Here is a 15,451-nt window from a genome sequence, read left to right as displayed (position 1 = left end):
CATGCGTAAACCCGGATATCTGTTTGCCTTGATTGCCCTTGGTTTCGGCTTTGTGGTGGTGATTCTCGGGGCCTATACCCGGCTGGTACATGCCGGCCTCGGCTGTCCGGACTGGCCCGGCTGCTATGGGTTTCTCAGCGTACCGCGCAGCGACGCAGCTCTGGAGCTGGCCCAGATGCGCTTCCCGGATGACCCGGTCGAGGCCTTCAAGGCCTGGGCGGAAATGATTCACCGCTATGCCGCGGGCATTCTCGGCCTGCTGATCCTTGGGCTGGCGTTGCTGAGCCTGAAGCAGCGCCGGCGTCCCGGCTATCCCGTGGGATTGGCCTGGGGGCTGCTGGCACTGGTGATCTGTCAGGCTGCGTTCGGCATGTGGACCGTGACTCTCAAGCTCTGGCCGCAGGTGGTTACCGCCCACCTGCTCGGCGGTTTCGCCACTCTGAGTCTGTTACTGCTGCTGGGTTTGCGTCTGCACGGCGGTCTGAACCCGCTGGCTCCCAGTCCGGCCATGGCTCGGCTGCGTAATCTGGCCCGGCTGGTGTTGCTGGTGGTGATCGCCCAGATCACCCTGGGCGGCTGGGTCAGCAGCAATTATGCGGCGGTGGCCTGTGTCGATCTGCCGACCTGTCATGGTCAGTGGTGGCCGGACAACATGGACTTTGCCGCCGGCTTCAATGTGTTCCAGGAAATCGGTCCCAACTATCTGGGTGGCATGCTTGATGGCCCGGGGCGTACGGCCATTCACCTGAGCCATCGGATCGGGGCGTTGATCACTACGCTGGCGGTCCTGCTGTTGGCCTGGCGTCTGCTTGGCGCCGGGCTTGGCCGGTTGGCTGGGCTGCTGCTGCTGGCGCTGGCGATTCAGGTCGGGCTGGGCATCACCAATGTGTTGGCGCACCTGCCGCTGGCTGTGGCCGTGGCCCACAACGCCTTCGGTGCGGTGCTGTTATTGGTGCTGGTGAGCATCAACTATCGGGTCCGGGCCCCGGCCCGTGAAGCGCTGTTTGATCGTAGCCTGTCGGCCGGCACACTGGTCAGTCGCTGAGGGCTGACGCATACTGGCCGGACAAGAACAACAAAGCACAAGACGTCCATACCGGCGTCAGGGGGATGTGGAATGGCAACCTTGATCAAGACCGCCCAGGCCAGCGCCGGCTGGCGCGATTACCTGGAGCTGACCAAGCCCAAGGTCGTGGCACTGATGATCATCACCTCGGCGATCGGCATGCTGCTGGCCACCGACAGCATGGTGCCCTGGCACGTGTTGTTACTCGGTAATCTGGGCATTGCCCTGTGCGCTGGCTCGGCGGCGGCGATCAATCATGTGGTCGATCGGCGCATTGATATCCACATGGCCCGGACTCAGCGCCGGCCTTTGGCCCAGGGGCGGGTCAATCCCATTCATGCTTTGCTGTTCGCGCTGGCGCTGGGCGTGGCCGGCATGGCCATTCTGCTGCACTGGATCAATCCGTTGACCGCCTGGCTGACCCTTGGCTCACTGCTTGGCTATGCGGTGATCTACACCTCGTTTCTCAAGCGTGCTACCCCGCAGAATATCGTCATCGGCGGTCTGGCAGGAGCCGCGCCGCCGCTGCTCGGCTGGACGGCGGTAACCGGACAGGTCGATGCCCAGGGGCTGCTGCTGGTGCTGATCATCTTTGCCTGGACTCCGCCGCACTTCTGGGCGCTGGCCATTCACCGCAAGGCCGAGTACGCCAAGGTCGATATCCCGATGTTGCCGGTGACCCATGGCGAGCGCTATACCAAGCTGCATATCCTGCTATATACCTTTATCCTGTTGGCGGTCAGCCTGCTGCCCTATGTCATTCACATGAGCGGGGTGCTGTATCTGGCCGCCGCTCTGGTACTGGGCCTGCGCTTCATCGACTGGGCCTGGGCGCTGTGGCGTGACAGTCGCCCGCACGCGGCGATCAAGACCTTCAAATTTTCTCTGTGGTACCTGCTGTGGCTGTTCGTGGCCCTGCTGGTCGATCATTACGCGGGAGTGGCCGGATGGCTTTGAGTGGTGTGCAAAAAACCGTACTGGTAACCCTGGCTGCGGTGGCTCTGGTCATCGGCGCCACGGTTAACAAAGTGCTGCGACCTGCGCCGCTGGACAAGGCCCAGTTGTCCCAGGCCGGGATCTTCCTGTTCGATGCGCCGCGGCCGATACCCGAGGTCCAGATGATCTCGGCCAAGGGCGAAAACTGGGGCAAGGCTGACCTGCAGGGGCAGTGGAATTTGCTGTTTTTTGGCTACACCTTCTGCCCGGATATCTGTCCGACCACCATGGCCGAGCTGCGTCAGGTCAGCAGCGGCCTACCTGAGGATAGCCGCGACCAGCTGCAGGTGACCATGGTCAGCGTCGATCCACAGCGCGATACTCCCGAGCAGATGAACAGTTATCTGAGCTTCTTCAATGCCGGATTCACTGGCGCCACTGGCCAGCCGAGCGAGCTGGCCAAGCTGGCCCAGGCGCTGTCGATTGCCTATATCGAGCCGGACACCAGCCAGGACAACTATCTGGTCGATCACAGTGGTCAGGTGGTTATCGTCGACCCCCAGGGCCGTTATGCCGGCTTTATCCGCCCGCCGCTCAAGCCGACCGAGCTGAGCCAGTGGCTGCCGCGGATCATGGCAGGTCAGTGAGCAACCGAGAATGCCGGTGCTTATCTTTCTCATCAATGCTTAGATAGGCGTAACATGCTGTATTAGTTAGTATTTTTATTGCTTGCTGCTGGCCGCTGGACCTTGGTTCAGGCACAATCAGCGGATATTCATCGAGTCTGAATCGAGGTGGCGTCATGCAAGGACACCCAGAGGTCGTCAACTACCTGAAGGAACTGTTGCGCGGGGAGCTGAGCGCTCGGGACCAGTACTTTCTGCATTCGCGACTGTATGAGGACATGGGCTACAGCAAGCTGTACGAGCGCATCAATCATGAGATGGAGGAAGAGACCCAGCACGCTGATGCGCTGCTCAAGCGGATCCTGTTCCTGGGTGGACGCCCGGATATGACACCCACACCGATCCAGCCGGGGTTCACCGTGCCGGACATGCTGGCCGCCGACCTGAAGCTGGAGTATGAAGTGCGTGAGGCGCTGGCCAAGGGCATCGCCCTGTGCGAAACCCATGGTGACTATCAAAGCCGGGAAATTCTGCTCCTGCAACTCAAGGATACCGAGGAAGATCACGCTTACTGGCTGGAGAAGCAGCTCGGTTTGATCAAGATGGTGGGTCTGGAAAACTACCTGCAGTCGCAGATCTGAGCCGGCGGGCCCTAGGCCCGCCGCGGCACACTCAAGGCCAACATAAACATCCCCGCTGCGCAGACCACGATCGAGGGGCCGGCCGGGGTGTCCAGATGCCAGGACAGCGCCAGCCCGCCCAGCACTGCCAGGCAGCCAAGGAAGCTGGCACCGAAGGCCATCTGCTCGGGGGTACGGGCATGACGCTGGGCTGCCGCCGGAGGAATGATCAGCAACGAGGTGATCAGCAGTACCCCGACAATCTTCATCGCCACGGCAATAACAATCGCGATCAACAGCATCAGTGCCAGGCGGATCGCGGTGACTGGCAGGCCTTCGACCCGGGCCAGCTCCTCATGCACGGTGATCGACAGCAGCCTCCGCCACAGCACCGTCATCAGCGCCATCACCACCAGCAGACCACCGAGCATCCAGTGCAGGTCGTCGCTGCTGATCGCCAGCAGATCGCCAAACAGGTAGGCCATCAGATCAACCCGCACATTGTCGGTCAGGGCCAGCACCACCAGACCCAGTGACAGAGTGCTGTGTGCCAGAATCCCCAGCAGGGTGTCGCTGGCCAGCCATTGCTTGTGCTGCAAAGCCACCAGCAGCACCGCCAGCAGCACACAGCCGACGGTTACCGCCAGGGTCAGGTTGATATCCAGCAACATGCCCAGCGCGATGCCAAGCAGCGCCGAATGTGACAGGGTATCGCCAAAGTAGGCCATACGCCGCCAGACCACGAATGAGCCAAGCGGTCCGGCCACCAGCGCCAGCCCCAGGCCGGCGAGCAGGGCATAAAGAAGAAACTCAGGCATGTTTGCAATGCGGTCCGTGCTGGTGAGTATGATCGCCTGGCACCACTTCACCGTGCAGGTCGTGGGCATGGTCATGATGGTGGTTGTAGACGGCCAGGGCGCTGGCCTGATCACCGAACAGGGCGACGAAGGCCGGGTCCAGACTGACCTGCTCCGGGTGGCCCGAACAACAGACGTGGCGGTTCAGGCAGACCACAGTATTGGTGGTGGCCATGACCAGATGCAGGTCATGGGAGACCATCAACACGCCACAGCCGTAGCGGTCTCGTAGCCGGGTGATCAACTGGTACAGTTCGATCTGGCCATTAACGTCAACGCCCTGCACCGGCTCGTCGAGCACCAGCAGGTCGGGGCTGCGCAGCAGAGCCCGGGCCAGCAGGATGCGTTGCAACTCACCGCCGGAGACCTGTTGCAGCGGCCGACTCAGCAGGTGAGCGGCACCAACGTCTTCCAGCGCGGCCTGGACCTGGGGTTTCCTGGCGCCGGGCACCAGCAGCAGAAAACGCTGTACGGTCAACGGCAGAGTGGCATCGACATGCAGTTTCTGCGGCATATAACCGACCCGCAGGCGCGGCTGGCGCCAGACCTGGCCGCTGTCAGCCTTGAGCAGACCCAGGACGATGCGCACCAGACTGGTCTTGCCAGCGCCGTTGGGGCCGATCAGGGTGACGATCTCGCCGCGCCTGACGCTTAGCGCCACCCGTTCCAGTACCTGGTTGCCGTGGCGGCGCAGGCTGACCTCGCTGAGGCTCAGCAATTCGTCGCTCATGCGTGCTCCCGGCAGCGTTTGCACAGCCCGGTGATCTCGACCGTTTCGCTCTCGACCTCAAAGCCCAGTTGCGCCGCGCTGTCGGCAATCGCTTGATGAATTGGCAATTGGTCCAGTTCGACGGCCACATGGCACTGGCGACAGATCAGAAACTGGCCTTGATGCCGGTGTTCCGGGCTGGAGCAGCCAATAAAGGCGTTGAGCGAAGCGATCCGGTGCACCAGCCCCTGCTCGAGCAGGAAGTCCAGCGCCCGATAGACGGTCGGCGGGGCCGCCCGGCGGCCGTCTTCACGGGCCAGGGTTTCCAGAATATCGTAGGCTCCCAGCGGCTTGTGGCTCTGCCAAACCAGCTCCAGTACCCGTTTGCGCAGCGCGGTCAGGCGCACGCCCTCGCGCTGACACAAGTGCTCGGCCGAGGACAGTGCCTGATGCACGCACTGACTGTGGTCGTGCGGGTGGTGAGGATTGGGGGATATGCTGGGATCGGTCATCATGGCCACCTGTGAGAGGGTCGGGGTGCGCAAACCGCAGTAACAGGCACCGGCAGACCCTGAGAGCATTCGCTGTTATCATATAACAATCCAGTTCTTCGAGGTATGACCATGCTGTGGCGTTTCTTGCTTATCCTGCTGTGCGGGATGGGTTTGTCGTTGTCTGCGTTGGCGGACACCCCCAGGGTGCTCACCACCATCAAACCTTTGCAATTGATTGCTGCTGCCGTTCTCGATGGAATTGACCAGCCGGCGGTATTGCTGCCGACCGGCGCCTCGCCGCATAGCTATGCGCTGCGGCCTTCTGACCGTCGGGCACTGCAACAGGCCGAGCGGATCTATTGGGTCGGCCCGGAGCTGGAACTGTTTCTTGAGCGACTGCTCAAGGACCAGCCGCGTGCTCGTGCAGCTATCCAGCAAGCTCCGGCACTGACGCTGCGTACGTTGGGGCCGGCGCTGAACTTTCAGCATGCCGAACGCGCCCACGACCACCACGGGCATGATCACGATCATCATGAAGGCATGGTCGATGCTCATATCTGGCTGGCACCGGCCAATGCCCAGGCCATCGCCCGCTGGATGGCCGCTGACCTGGTCAGGTTGTATCCCGGGCAGCAGGCGCGCCTGCAAGCCAACCTGGCCGCCTTTGAGCAGCGTCTGGAGGTACTAGATCAGGACCTGGCACAGCGCTTGACACCTTTGCAGGGCAAGCCCTACTTCGTGTTTCACGATGCCTATGGCTATTTCGAGGATGCCTACGGCCTGCGTGCCGAAGGGGTGTTCAGCTTGTCGCATGAAGTCCAGCCGGGGGCCCGGCATGTCAATCTGTTGCGCCAGCGTTTGAGCAGCGTCGGTCCTAGCTGCGTGTTTCGCGAGCCGCAGTTCCCACCGCGGCTGATCGACAGTCTGAGTGAAGGATTGAACGTATTCAGTGGTGAGCTGGACCCGCTGGGCAGCGAGGTCGCCGTCACGGCCCAGGGTTACGAGGTTTTGTTGCGTGAGCTGGGTGACAACCTGGCGACCTGCCTGGAGCGTCTCTGAGCAGACGCACTGCTCCTCCTATTCGTCAACAACCACGTCGAAGCCACCGTAGATCAGGCGCTTGCCATCAAATGGCATCGGGTTGTTGTCCGGATGCAGGCGCGGATCGGCCATCACCTTGGGCATGGCGGCATCGCGTACCGCCCGGTTCGGCCATAGCAGCCAGGAGAACACCACGGTTTCATCTGGCTGACACTTGACTGCCATGGGGAACGAGGTGATCTCGCCCTGTGGTACGTCATCACCCCAGCATTCGACCATTTTCAGCGCCCCGTACTCCTTGAACACCGCGCCGGCTTCGCGGGCGTGTTCGATATAGCGTTGCTTGTTGGCGGTCGGTACCGCCAATACAAAACCATCGACGTAACTCATGGCAACCTCCGGTTTCAGTCTTTGGGTGGCAGTTCGCGTACCGGGCGCACTTCGATGCTGCCAAAGCGCGCTGGCGGGATGCGGCTGGCCAGTTGCAGGGCCTCGTCGAGATCGCGGGCCTCCAGCAGGTAGAACCCCGCCAGTTGCTCCTTGGTCTCGGCAAAGGGGCCATCGGATATCAGTATCTGGTCATCGCGGCGGCGCACGGTGGTCGCCGTGTCTACAGGTTGCAGGGCCTGGCCAGCGAGATAGTGGCCCTGCTCGCTCAGTCGCTCGACTCCGGCGATGCACTCCTGATTCAGGTCGTGCCATTGCTGCTCGGTCATGGCTTCGATGATGCTCTCCTGGTAGTACACCAGCGCGACGTATTTCATGTTGGCTCTCCTTCGCGGGACAGCGGGCAGGGGCCCACTTCACAGTTGATCATCCAGTGCACGCCGAACCGGTCAGTGAGCATGCCGAACCGGTAGGCCCAGAAGGTCTGCTCGAACGGCATGATCACCTGGCCACCCTCGAGCAGGCGGGTAAAAGCGGTTTCGGCCTGCACCGGGTCCTGGTATTCGAGCTGCACCTGTATGCCGAGCGGTGCGACATACTGGTCCGCCGGCATGTCGGCACCCATCAGTCGCCGCCCACGAATGTTCAGCGAAGCATGGATGATCTTGTCATGCAGGCTGGCCGGCACCTGCTCGGCGGCAGGTGTCTGCGCGTAGCTGAGCAGGGCTTCCAGTTCGCCACCGGTGACCTCGGCGTAGAACTGCATGGCCTCGCGGCAGGTTCCGGGAAAGCTCAAGTGGACATTCAGGCCCGTCGGCAGGCGCGCCTGTTGCTGGTGTTTGGCAAGGCCATGACCAGGCTCGAAGTCCGAGAGCTCAAAGTAGCGGCGCAGCTCCAGAGTGACGTTGCCGTCATTGTCTTCAACCGGCCACTGCCGGGCCCAGTCGATGGCTTGCTCCAGTGAGTCCACTTCAAGAATGCTGTAGCCGGCCAGCTGTTCGCCAGGACTGGTGAACGGCCCAGATATCACCTCCACCTGGCCGTCGCGCATCTGGATACGGCAGCCCTCGTTGGTCGGCCGCAGGCCGTTACCGCTGACGAACACCCCGGCCTTGGTCATGCGTTCGTTGTAGTCGGCCATGGCGCCAAGAATCTCTTGCGACGGCAACTCGCCCTGCTCGGTGCGGAAATCGGCCTTTCTCATCAACATGAACTTCATCGGGTAACGCTCCTTGTGGTGGATTTACTCCTTAGTCGCATCAGCAGGAGGGCAATCGACATGGATCGGCAGTTTTTTTGGCACGGAGTGGCATCTGGATTGGCGCAGACTCTGGTTAGCCCTGTTTGCCATTCAGGGCAGCAATACGGCGAGCCAGAAAGCGCCGCTCCGGCTCCTGGCTGGTCAGCTCCAGCGCACGCTGATAAGCATGCCATGCTGCTGCCGAGTCTCCGTTGCGGCGCAGCAGATCAGCGCGGGCAGCATGGAACAGGTGATAGTTGACGATATTCTTGTGTGCAGTCAGCGCATCAAGTAACACCAACCCCGCTTTGGGGCCATCGCACATGGCCACTGCTACTGCGTGGTTGAGGGCGATTACCGGCGAGGGTTGCAGGTACAACAGTGTCTGATACAGGCGAACGATTCGCGCCCAATCGGTCTGCTCGGCCCGGCTGGCCCGGGCATGCTCGGCAGCAATCGAAGCCTGCAGGGTGTAGGGGCCGGTCGGGGTCAAGGCCAGTGCCTGGGTTAACCAATGCAGACCGGCTTCGATACGCGACCGATCCCAACGCTGACGGTCCTGCTCCTCCAGCGTAATAAGTTCACCATCGGCAGTCTGGCGCGCATTGCGCCGCGAGTCCTGCAACAACAGCAGCGCCAGCAGGCCAAATACCTCGCCATGCGGCAGTAACTGCGCCAGTTCCTCGGCCAACCGGATCGCTTCATCGGCCAGACTGACATCAATCAGTACGCTACCACTGCTGGCTGAATAGCCTTCATTGAATACCAGATAGATCACCCGCAGCACCCCAGGCAGGCGCTCGGCCAGTTCGCCAGCTTCTGGTACCTGATAGGGAATCTGCGCCGCGTGGATCTTGCGTTTGGCTCGCACGATGCGCTGGGCCACGGTGCTGGGCTTATTGAGCAGCGCGCTGGCGACCTGCTCGGTAGTCAGTCCGCACATCTCGCGCAGCGTCAGGGCCAGCTGGGCTTCCAGGGCCAGGCTGGGATGACAGCAGGTGAACAGCAGGCGCAGTTGGTCATCGGCGATACTTCGCGGGTCCGGCTCCTGTTCATCGCCTTCGGGCTCAAGCAGCAGATGGGCCCGTTCGCGAGTCAGTTGCCGGTGACGGATCTGATCTATACCCCGTCGCCGCCCGGCGGTGATCAGCCAGGCCGTCGGGTTGTCCGGCACGCCCTGCTCTGGCCACTGCTTGAGCGCTGCGGCAAAGGCCTCCTGCAAGGCTTCCTCGGCCAGGGTGAAATCGCCCAGCAGGCGGATCAGGGTCGCCAGCACCCGGCGCGCATGCTGGCGATAGAGCTGTTCGATACTCTCCTGGGTGGCGCCCATGGCTGCAGGTCCGCGTCAGTCCTGACTGGCGCCAAACAGCGCGAAGACCTGGGCGCCGGTCAGGGTGCGGGTCTGGTTGGCCAGCGCATAGTAGTCAGGTTTGTGATCGATGAAGATCTGTTCGGTCAGTTGAAAGCGCTCATCGTCCTGAAATAGTCCGACTGGCAGCGCATACTCGCCATCGGGTAGCAGGTGATAGAACAGGTGCGTGCCGCAGGCCGGGCAAAAGCCGCGTTCAGCCCAGTCCGACGAGGCATAGCGGGCCGGTGCCAGCGAGCCGCTGAACTCGACCTGCGAGCCACAATGTACTGCCAGAAAAGGGCCGCCACCCCAGCGTCGGCACATGTTGCAATGACAGACGTTGACCTCGGTCTGATCGCTGGCGCTGATCTGGATGGCACCACATAGACAGGAACCTTTCATGACTAACCCTCCTGGTTGAGAGGTTTCACTTTAGTGCAATTGACCTCGCCTGTCCGGGTGTCTGGTCACGGCAGGATTCGAATTGGCGTACCGTTCGGCACTGCCCGCCAGACTTCCTGCATGGCGACATTGGTCAACGCCACACAACCATTGGTCCAGTCGCGGCGTTGCAATACGGGGGCAAACCAGCCGAACCCGTTGCGCTGGCCATGCAGCATGATCATGCCGCCGGGAGATACGCCCTGGGCCGCGGCGCGGGCGTGGTCTTCGGCATTGGGGTAGGACACGTGCAGCGACAGGTGATAGCCGCTGTTGGGATTGCGCCAGTCCAGCACGTAGTCGCCCTCCGGTGTGCGCCGGTCACCCTCCTGCTGCTTGTGTCCGACCGGGTTGCCGCCCAGCGCTATGGAGTATTCACGGTAGATCTGACCGCTCCGCAGCAGATAGAGCTTGCGCTCGGTCTTGTTGACCAGGACCGCATCGGCCTGGGGCAGGTCTTCGGCCAGCAGCGCCGGCAGCCGGGTTTCGCCAAGGTAGGCCAGTGGCAGCGCCATGGCTATGGCCAGAAGTACAAGCAGAATGCGTCGAGACACGGACATCGCCCTCCCTGGGCATATGGTCAAGGCGTGAGTTCACGCCAGATGTTCTGACCCATATGCCAGGCTAAAGTGCCAGCGGCAGGCCGATATTCACATTGCGGTGCTGCTCCAGCACCCGTAGAAAATGCCCCGGATCCTTGACCAGCACGCCGCTTTGCCCTGCATGCCGCTCGGCGGCCAGTTGGCGCGAGAGCCAGAATCGTAGTGCTGCCAGGCGCAGTACCGCAGGCCAGCTTTTGGCCTCGAATGGGGTAAACGGACGAATGCCGGCATAGCCGGCCAGCAGCGCCTGGGTCCGGGTCGGGTCCAGTTGTTGCTCAGCGCTCAGGCACCAGTCGTTGACGGTGATGGCAACATCGTAGAGGGTCCAGCCGCTGTGGGCGTTGTAAAAGTCGATCAGTCCGCTGAGGTGATGGCCGTCGAACAGGACATTGTCGCGGAACAGGTCGGCGTGCAGGATGGCCCGGGGAAAGCCCGGGTAGTGGGCCTGCCACTGCTCGATCTGGGTCAGCAGTTCGGTGACCAGGTGGTGAATCGCGCTATCGCTGATGCGGTCGTGTAACCGGCGGCCGGTCTCCAGCATCCAGGCCAGGCCGCGATCACTGATGCGTTCCAGGCTGCTGCTGGCGGTGGCGTTGTGCAGGCGCGCAAGCATTTGGCCAACGGCCTGGCAATGAGCCGGATCGGGCTGTTCGACATGCTTGCCAGCCAGCCGTGGCTGCAACAGCGCCGGGCGCTGATTGAGTCGGTGCAATGCCAGGCCCTGGCGGTCGGTGATCGCATAGGGCACCGGCAAGCCGGCCTGATGCAGGTGCTCCAGCAGCTCGATAAAGAACGGCAGGTCGGCCACCGGGCCGCGTTCGACCAGCGTCAGGACGTATTCCCCCTGCTCGGTAGCGACGAAGAAGTTGCTGTTTTCGCTGCCACCGGCGATGCCGCTGAAGTCGACCAGCCGACCCAGGGCAAAGCCGTCAAGAAAGGCTTCCAGTTGTTCCCGGCTGACCGGAGTAAACACCGACATGTCAGACCCTTACCACTCGAAAATCTTCCAGCCGGGAATGCGCATGCCGCCGACTTGATCGGCCCGTTGGAAGTTGCCGTCTTCATCTACGGCGACCAGAAAATAGGGTGGGCCGTTTTGTGGGGTTACCTTGATCGCATAGAGGAAGCCGTTGACCCGGTACTCCTCGATGGTCTTGTCGCCCTCCTGGCGGATGGTCACGTCCGGCTCGCCGGTCAGGCCTTCCTGGGCGGCCAATGGCAGGGAAAGACTCAAAGCCAGTATCGCCAGGCCGCGGCCAATCATGCGTGTCATGTTAAGCTGTCCTATCGTTGAATGACTGCCCTCATTCTAGCCCCTTTTCATCATGGAAATGTTGACCTGACGCATGACTGACAATGCCCCCCTGATCCTGGTCGATGGTTCGTCCTATTTGTACCGCGCCTTCCATGCCCTGCCACCGTTGACCACCTCGACCGGTCAGCCGACCGGCGCGGTCAAGGGCGTGCTGAACATGCTCAAAAGCCTGCGCAAGCAGTACCCGAACAGTCCTTTCGCGGTAGTGTTCGACGCCAAGGGCCCGACCTTTCGAGATGAGCTGTTCGAGCATTACAAGTCGCATCGCCCACCCATGCCCGATGAGCTGCGCAGCCAGGTCGAGCCGCTGCATGCCAGTGTCAGTGCGCTGGGGCTGCCGCTGCTGTGCATCGACGGGGTCGAGGCCGACGACGTGATTGGCACCCTGGCCCGGCAGAGTGCAGCCGCCGGCCGTGAGGTGGTGATTTCCACTGGTGACAAGGACATGGCGCAACTGGTCGATGCACATATCACCCTGGTCAACACCATGACCGGTACAGTGCTGGATATCGACGGTGTGAAGGAAAAGTTCGGCATTGGCCCCGAGCTAATCATCGACTACCTGGCGCTGATGGGCGACAAGGTCGACAACATTCCAGGCGTGCCGGGAGTTGGCGAGAAGACCGCATTGGGGTTGCTGACCGGCATCGGTGGTGGTCTGGACCTGATCTACGCCAACCTCGACAAGGTGCCCGAGCTGCCGATCCGCGGCGCCAAGAAGCTGCCGGAGAAGCTTGAAGAGCACAAGGACATGGCGTATCTGTCCTATCAGCTGGCGACCATCAAGGTCGATGTCGAGCTGGATATCGCCGTCGATGCGCTGATGCCTGGCGAACCTGATCGTGACACGCTGATTGAGTTGTACCGCCAGCTCGAGTTCAAGAGTTGGCTGGACGACCTGCTGCGCGAGGCCAAAGCCGCTGGCGAAGAAACCGGCAACAGCATTGAGCCCGGTGAGAGTGTTGAGGCGCGCTATGAAACCATCACCAGCCAAGCGGATCTGCAGCGCTGGCTGGACAAGCTCAAGGCCGCCGAACTGTTCGCCTTCGATACCGAAACCACCAGTATCCATGCCCAGCAGGCCGAACTGGTCGGCGTGTCGCTGGCGGTCCAGCCGCACGAGGCCGCCTACATTCCATTGGCGCACAGTTACATGGGCGTGCCCGATCAGCTCGACCGCGCTGCGGTGCTGGCCGCGCTCAAGCCGCTGCTGGAAGATCCGGCCAAGGCCAAGGTCGGCCAGCACGCCAAGTACGACATCAACGTGCTGCGCCGCTACGGCATTGATGTCCAGGGCGTGGCCTTCGATACCATGCTCGAGTCCTATGTGCTGGACTCCACCGCCACCCGTCACGACATGGACAGTCTGGCGCTGAAATACCTCGGCCATAGCACCATCCGCTTCGAGGACATTGCCGGCAAGGGCAGCAAGCAACTGACCTTCGACCAGATTGCTCTGGAGCAGGCCGGTCCCTATGCCAGTGAGGACGCTGACATCACTCTGCGTCTGCATCAGACCCTGTGGCAGAAACTCGAGGCCATTCCGGCGCTGGCGCGGGTGCTGCGCGAGATCGAAATGCCGCTGGTGCCAGTGCTGGCGCGGATCGAGAACACCGGGGCACTGGTCGACGCCAAGCTGCTCGGGATCCAGAGCCGCGAACTGGGCGAGAAGATGATCGAGCTGGAGCGCGAAGCCTTCCGTCTGGCTGGCCAGGAGTTCAATCTGGGCTCGCCAAAGCAGCTTGGCGACATTCTCTATGAAAAGCAGGGACTGCCGGTGCTGAGCAAGACCGCCAAGGGCCAGCCTTCGACCGCCGAGGCGGTCCTGGCCGAACTGGCCGAGCAGGGTTACGAGCTGCCGCAGGTGATCATGCAGTACCGCAGCGTCAGCAAGCTCAAAAGCACCTACACCGACCGCCTGCCGGAACAGATCAACCCACGTACCGGGCGCATTCATACCAGCTACCATCAGGCGGTGGCGGCTACCGGGCGGCTGTCATCCAGTGATCCGAACCTGCAGAACATTCCGATCCGTACCGCCGAGGGCCGGCGTATCCGCCAGGCCTTCATTGCCCCGCCCGGCTACAAGCTGGTCGCGGCCGACTACTCGCAGATCGAATTGCGGATCATGGCCCATCTGGCCCAGGACGCCGGCCTGCTGGACGCCTTCCGGCATGACCGCGACGTACACAAGGCTACCGCAGCCGAAGTGTTTGGCGTGGCCCTGGACGAGGTCAGCAGTGAGCAGCGGCGCAAGGCCAAGGCGATCAACTTCGGCCTGATCTACGGCATGAGCGCCTTCGGCCTGGCCAAGCAGATCGACGTTGAGCGCAAACAGGCCCAGGACTACATCGACCGCTACTTTGCGCGCTACCCCGGGGTGCTTAAGTACATGGAAAGCACCCGTGCCCAGGCCAGTGAGCAGGGTTTTGTGGAAACCCTGTTCGGCCGCCGGCTGTACTTGCCGGAGATTCACTCGAAAAATCAGGCGATGCGCAAGGGCGCTGAACGCACTGCGATCAACGCGCCGATGCAGGGCACCGCCGCCGATATCATCAAGCGGGCGATGATTGCGGTCGACGCCTGGCTGAGCGAAAGCCAGCTGGATGCGCGAATGATCATGCAGGTACACGACGAACTGGTGCTGGAGGTCCGCGAAGATCAGGTCGAGGCGCTCAGCGAAGGCCTGCGCCGGCACATGGGCGCCGCCGCCGAACTGGATGTGCCGCTGGTGGTCGAAGTGGGTGTGGGTGATAACTGGGATCAGGCGCACTGATTGCGGCGGGGCTGGCCGGCTTGAGCTGCTTATAAGCCGGCTACCGCTGATAACTCATCCGTCTAAAAATTTTTTTGAACTTATTCGTGATCACCCTGGTCAGAGATTATGAATGGCCAGTCAAGCCCTTCATGCTCCTTAGATGTGATTTAGTGTTGGCAGAAATACCGGGCGACTCTCCCTTTCCTAGCACAGCCCGGTCGTTAAACCCCGAGCCTTCCCTCCCCATAGAAGCTCGGGGTTTTTTTTGCCTGCCGTTCCTGGGAAGCCCCGCCTCGTCCCTCAGCCAACGTCAAGCTTGCGTCCAAGCGCCTGGAGTTCCCGGGCGGGGCGGACTACTGTTCCTGGCCCTGAGCTTCGTCGACGGGAAACAGCCAGCTTTCCAATACGGCATAGGCCTCATCCAGACCCTGGCGCTTGGGTGCCGAGAACAGCTGGACGCTGGCGCGGTTGCCAAATTCCTTGCGGATAGTGCTCTGGACTTTGAGTAGGCTATTCTTGGCTGCACCGAAAGTCAGCTTGTCGGCCTTGCTCAGCAGGATATGGGCTGGTAGCCCGGCCAGGTTGGCCCACTCCAGCATCATCTGGTCAAACTCCGACAGCGGATGACGAATATCCATCACCAGCACCACGCCGGCCAGGCACTGACGCCCGGTCAGGTAGGCATCCAGATGCTGCTGCCAGTGCTCCTTGAGCGCCAGTGGCACCTTGGCGTAGCCGTAGCCGGGCAAATCGACCAGTCGCCGCTGCTCATCGAGACCGAAGAAGTTGATCAACTGGGTGCGTCCCGGCGTCTTCGAGGTGCGCGCTAAACGGGCATGGGTCAGGGTATTCAGGGCGCTGGACTTGCCAGCGTTGGAACGCCCGGCGAAGGCGACTTCATAACCCTGATCGGGCGGGCACTGGTCAACCTGGCTGGCACTTTTGATGAAGTGGGCACGCTGACAAAGTGTTACAAGGGGTGTTGCAGAAGACATGGAGTATCCGTTG

At 61.8% G+C, this 15,451-nt stretch carries 18 protein-coding genes; 6 read left to right on the top strand and 12 right to left on the bottom strand.

Going from position 1 to position 15,451, the window contains the following annotated elements:
• The first annotated feature begins 1 nt into the window (after position 1).
• The 4 genes from BVH74_RS04275 (at position 2) to bfr (ending at position 3,269) form a co-directional block, all read left to right on the top strand.
• Complete coding sequence (locus BVH74_RS04275; RefSeq protein WP_080048870.1) at positions 2-1,045, top strand: COX15/CtaA family protein; 1,044 nt, start codon at positions 2-4, stop codon at positions 1,043-1,045.
• Between the two features lie 72 nt (positions 1,046-1,117).
• Entirely contained in the window at positions 1,118-2,023 is a 906-nt protein-coding gene (cyoE, locus tag BVH74_RS04270) for a heme o synthase (protein ID WP_080048869.1), read from the top strand.
• Complete coding sequence (locus BVH74_RS04265; RefSeq protein WP_080051615.1) at positions 2,020-2,649, top strand: SCO family protein; 630 nt, start codon at positions 2,020-2,022, stop codon at positions 2,647-2,649. Before cyoE ends, BVH74_RS04265 begins: the two co-directional genes overlap by 4 nt.
• 155 nt (positions 2,650-2,804) lie before the next feature.
• The gene (gene bfr / locus BVH74_RS04260) at positions 2,805-3,269 is read left to right on the top strand and encodes a bacterioferritin (RefSeq protein WP_080048868.1); all 465 of its coding nucleotides are present in this window, start codon (positions 2,805-2,807) and stop codon (positions 3,267-3,269) included.
• Between the two features lie 11 nt (positions 3,270-3,280).
• On the opposite strand, the gene znuB is transcribed toward bfr, so the two are convergent.
• Genes znuB through BVH74_RS04245 form a run of 3 tightly spaced genes read right to left on the bottom strand, consistent with a single transcriptional unit; the run spans position 3,281 to position 5,326 of the window.
• Positions 3,281-4,066: a zinc ABC transporter permease subunit ZnuB gene (gene znuB / locus BVH74_RS04255; RefSeq protein WP_080048867.1), complete on the bottom strand. Its 786-nt coding sequence runs from the start codon at positions 4,064-4,066 to the stop codon at positions 3,281-3,283.
• Positions 4,059-4,835: a zinc ABC transporter ATP-binding protein ZnuC gene (gene znuC / locus BVH74_RS04250; protein WP_080048866.1), complete on the bottom strand. Its 777-nt coding sequence runs from the start codon at positions 4,833-4,835 to the stop codon at positions 4,059-4,061. Before znuC ends, znuB begins: the two co-directional genes overlap by 8 nt.
• Positions 4,832-5,326, bottom strand: coding sequence for a Fur family transcriptional regulator (locus BVH74_RS04245; RefSeq protein WP_080051614.1), 495 nt, complete (start codon positions 5,324-5,326; stop codon positions 4,832-4,834). The genes znuC and BVH74_RS04245 overlap by 4 nt, the downstream gene beginning before the upstream one ends.
• 111 nt (positions 5,327-5,437) lie before the next feature.
• Here BVH74_RS04245 and znuA point away from each other — a divergent pair, with 111 nt between their 5' ends.
• The gene (gene znuA, locus BVH74_RS04240; RefSeq protein ID WP_373279474.1) at positions 5,438-6,367 is read left to right on the top strand and encodes a zinc ABC transporter substrate-binding protein ZnuA; all 930 of its coding nucleotides are present in this window, start codon (positions 5,438-5,440) and stop codon (positions 6,365-6,367) included.
• Between the two features lie 18 nt (positions 6,368-6,385).
• Here the strand turns inward: znuA and BVH74_RS04235 are convergent, their stop codons facing one another.
• The 8 genes from BVH74_RS04235 to BVH74_RS04200 form a co-directional block, all read right to left on the bottom strand.
• Positions 6,386-6,739, bottom strand: a complete 354-nt coding sequence (locus BVH74_RS04235) for a DUF1428 domain-containing protein (RefSeq protein ID WP_080048864.1) — start codon at positions 6,737-6,739, stop codon at positions 6,386-6,388.
• Positions 6,740-6,753: 14 nt separating this feature from the next.
• Entirely contained in the window at positions 6,754-7,113 is a 360-nt protein-coding gene (locus BVH74_RS04230; RefSeq protein ID WP_080048863.1) for a YciI family protein, read from the bottom strand.
• The gene (locus BVH74_RS04225; RefSeq protein ID WP_080048862.1) at positions 7,110-7,955 is read right to left on the bottom strand and encodes a YciI family protein; all 846 of its coding nucleotides are present in this window, start codon (positions 7,953-7,955) and stop codon (positions 7,110-7,112) included. The genes BVH74_RS04230 and BVH74_RS04225 overlap by 4 nt, the downstream gene beginning before the upstream one ends.
• Before the next feature lie 115 nt (positions 7,956-8,070).
• Positions 8,071-9,306, bottom strand: a complete 1,236-nt coding sequence (locus BVH74_RS04220; RefSeq protein WP_080048861.1) for an RNA polymerase sigma factor — start codon at positions 9,304-9,306, stop codon at positions 8,071-8,073.
• A 15-nt stretch (positions 9,307-9,321) separates the two neighbouring features.
• Positions 9,322-9,729, bottom strand: coding sequence for a GFA family protein (locus BVH74_RS04215; RefSeq protein WP_080048860.1), 408 nt, complete (start codon positions 9,727-9,729; stop codon positions 9,322-9,324).
• 65 nt (positions 9,730-9,794) lie between these two features.
• Positions 9,795-10,328, bottom strand: a complete 534-nt coding sequence (locus BVH74_RS04210; protein ID WP_080048859.1) for a L,D-transpeptidase family protein — start codon at positions 10,326-10,328, stop codon at positions 9,795-9,797.
• Between the two features lie 64 nt (positions 10,329-10,392).
• A complete protein-coding gene (locus BVH74_RS04205) occupies positions 10,393-11,349 on the bottom strand; it encodes a homoserine kinase (protein WP_080048858.1) in 957 nt (318 codons plus the stop codon).
• A 9-nt stretch (positions 11,350-11,358) separates the two neighbouring features.
• Positions 11,359-11,634, bottom strand: coding sequence for a DUF2782 domain-containing protein (locus tag BVH74_RS04200; protein ID WP_119701668.1), 276 nt, complete (start codon positions 11,632-11,634; stop codon positions 11,359-11,361).
• 82 nt (positions 11,635-11,716) lie between these two features.
• Between BVH74_RS04200 and polA the strand changes: the two genes are divergently transcribed.
• Positions 11,717-14,461 carry a DNA polymerase I gene (gene polA / locus BVH74_RS04195; protein WP_080048856.1) on the top strand — a complete coding sequence of 915 codons (2,745 nt, stop codon included), beginning with the start codon at positions 11,717-11,719 and terminating at the stop codon, positions 14,459-14,461.
• Positions 14,462-14,796: 335 nt separating this feature from the next.
• Here polA and yihA read toward each other — a convergent pair whose 3' ends face one another.
• Positions 14,797-15,438 carry a ribosome biogenesis GTP-binding protein YihA/YsxC gene (gene yihA, locus BVH74_RS04190; protein ID WP_080048855.1) on the bottom strand — a complete coding sequence of 214 codons (642 nt, stop codon included), beginning with the start codon at positions 15,436-15,438 and terminating at the stop codon, positions 14,797-14,799.
• Between the last annotated feature and the right edge of the window lie 13 nt (positions 15,439-15,451).

This window comes from Halopseudomonas phragmitis (assembly GCF_002056295.1).
Taxonomy (GTDB): domain Bacteria; phylum Pseudomonadota; class Gammaproteobacteria; order Pseudomonadales; family Pseudomonadaceae; genus Halopseudomonas; species Halopseudomonas phragmitis.
The sequence above is the reverse complement of the archived record's forward strand: the minus strand, read 5'-3'. Positions and strand labels throughout refer to the sequence as shown.

What these genes read in the sequence shown, in the direction of transcription:
- BVH74_RS04225 (WP_080048862.1), bottom strand. Translation starts at nt 7,955, where the DNA reads ATGAAGTTCATGTTGATGAGAAAGGCCGATTTCCGCACCGAGCAGGGC.
- yihA (WP_080048855.1), bottom strand. Translation starts at nt 15,438, where the DNA reads ATGTCTTCTGCAACACCCCTTGTAACACTTTGTCAGCGTGCCCACTTC.
- BVH74_RS04275 (WP_080048870.1), top strand. Translation starts at nt 2, where the DNA reads ATGCGTAAACCCGGATATCTGTTTGCCTTGATTGCCCTTGGTTTCGGC.
- BVH74_RS04235 (WP_080048864.1), bottom strand. Translation starts at nt 6,739, where the DNA reads ATGAGTTACGTCGATGGTTTTGTATTGGCGGTACCGACCGCCAACAAG.
- znuB (WP_080048867.1), bottom strand. Translation starts at nt 4,066, where the DNA reads ATGCCTGAGTTTCTTCTTTATGCCCTGCTCGCCGGCCTGGGGCTGGCG.
- BVH74_RS04210 (WP_080048859.1), bottom strand. Translation starts at nt 10,328, where the DNA reads ATGTCCGTGTCTCGACGCATTCTGCTTGTACTTCTGGCCATAGCCATG.
- BVH74_RS04200 (WP_119701668.1), bottom strand. Translation starts at nt 11,634, where the DNA reads ATGATTGGCCGCGGCCTGGCGATACTGGCTTTGAGTCTTTCCCTGCCA.
- BVH74_RS04245 (WP_080051614.1), bottom strand. Translation starts at nt 5,326, where the DNA reads ATGACCGATCCCAGCATATCCCCCAATCCTCACCACCCGCACGACCAC.
- BVH74_RS04205 (WP_080048858.1), bottom strand. Translation starts at nt 11,349, where the DNA reads ATGTCGGTGTTTACTCCGGTCAGCCGGGAACAACTGGAAGCCTTTCTT.
- znuA (WP_373279474.1), top strand. Translation starts at nt 5,438, where the DNA reads ATGCTGTGGCGTTTCTTGCTTATCCTGCTGTGCGGGATGGGTTTGTCG.
- cyoE (WP_080048869.1), top strand. Translation starts at nt 1,118, where the DNA reads ATGGCAACCTTGATCAAGACCGCCCAGGCCAGCGCCGGCTGGCGCGAT.
- BVH74_RS04230 (WP_080048863.1), bottom strand. Translation starts at nt 7,113, where the DNA reads ATGAAATACGTCGCGCTGGTGTACTACCAGGAGAGCATCATCGAAGCC.
- polA (WP_080048856.1), top strand. Translation starts at nt 11,717, where the DNA reads ATGACTGACAATGCCCCCCTGATCCTGGTCGATGGTTCGTCCTATTTG.
- bfr (WP_080048868.1), top strand. Translation starts at nt 2,805, where the DNA reads ATGCAAGGACACCCAGAGGTCGTCAACTACCTGAAGGAACTGTTGCGC.
- BVH74_RS04215 (WP_080048860.1), bottom strand. Translation starts at nt 9,729, where the DNA reads ATGAAAGGTTCCTGTCTATGTGGTGCCATCCAGATCAGCGCCAGCGAT.
- znuC (WP_080048866.1), bottom strand. Translation starts at nt 4,835, where the DNA reads ATGAGCGACGAATTGCTGAGCCTCAGCGAGGTCAGCCTGCGCCGCCAC.
- BVH74_RS04220 (WP_080048861.1), bottom strand. Translation starts at nt 9,306, where the DNA reads ATGGGCGCCACCCAGGAGAGTATCGAACAGCTCTATCGCCAGCATGCG.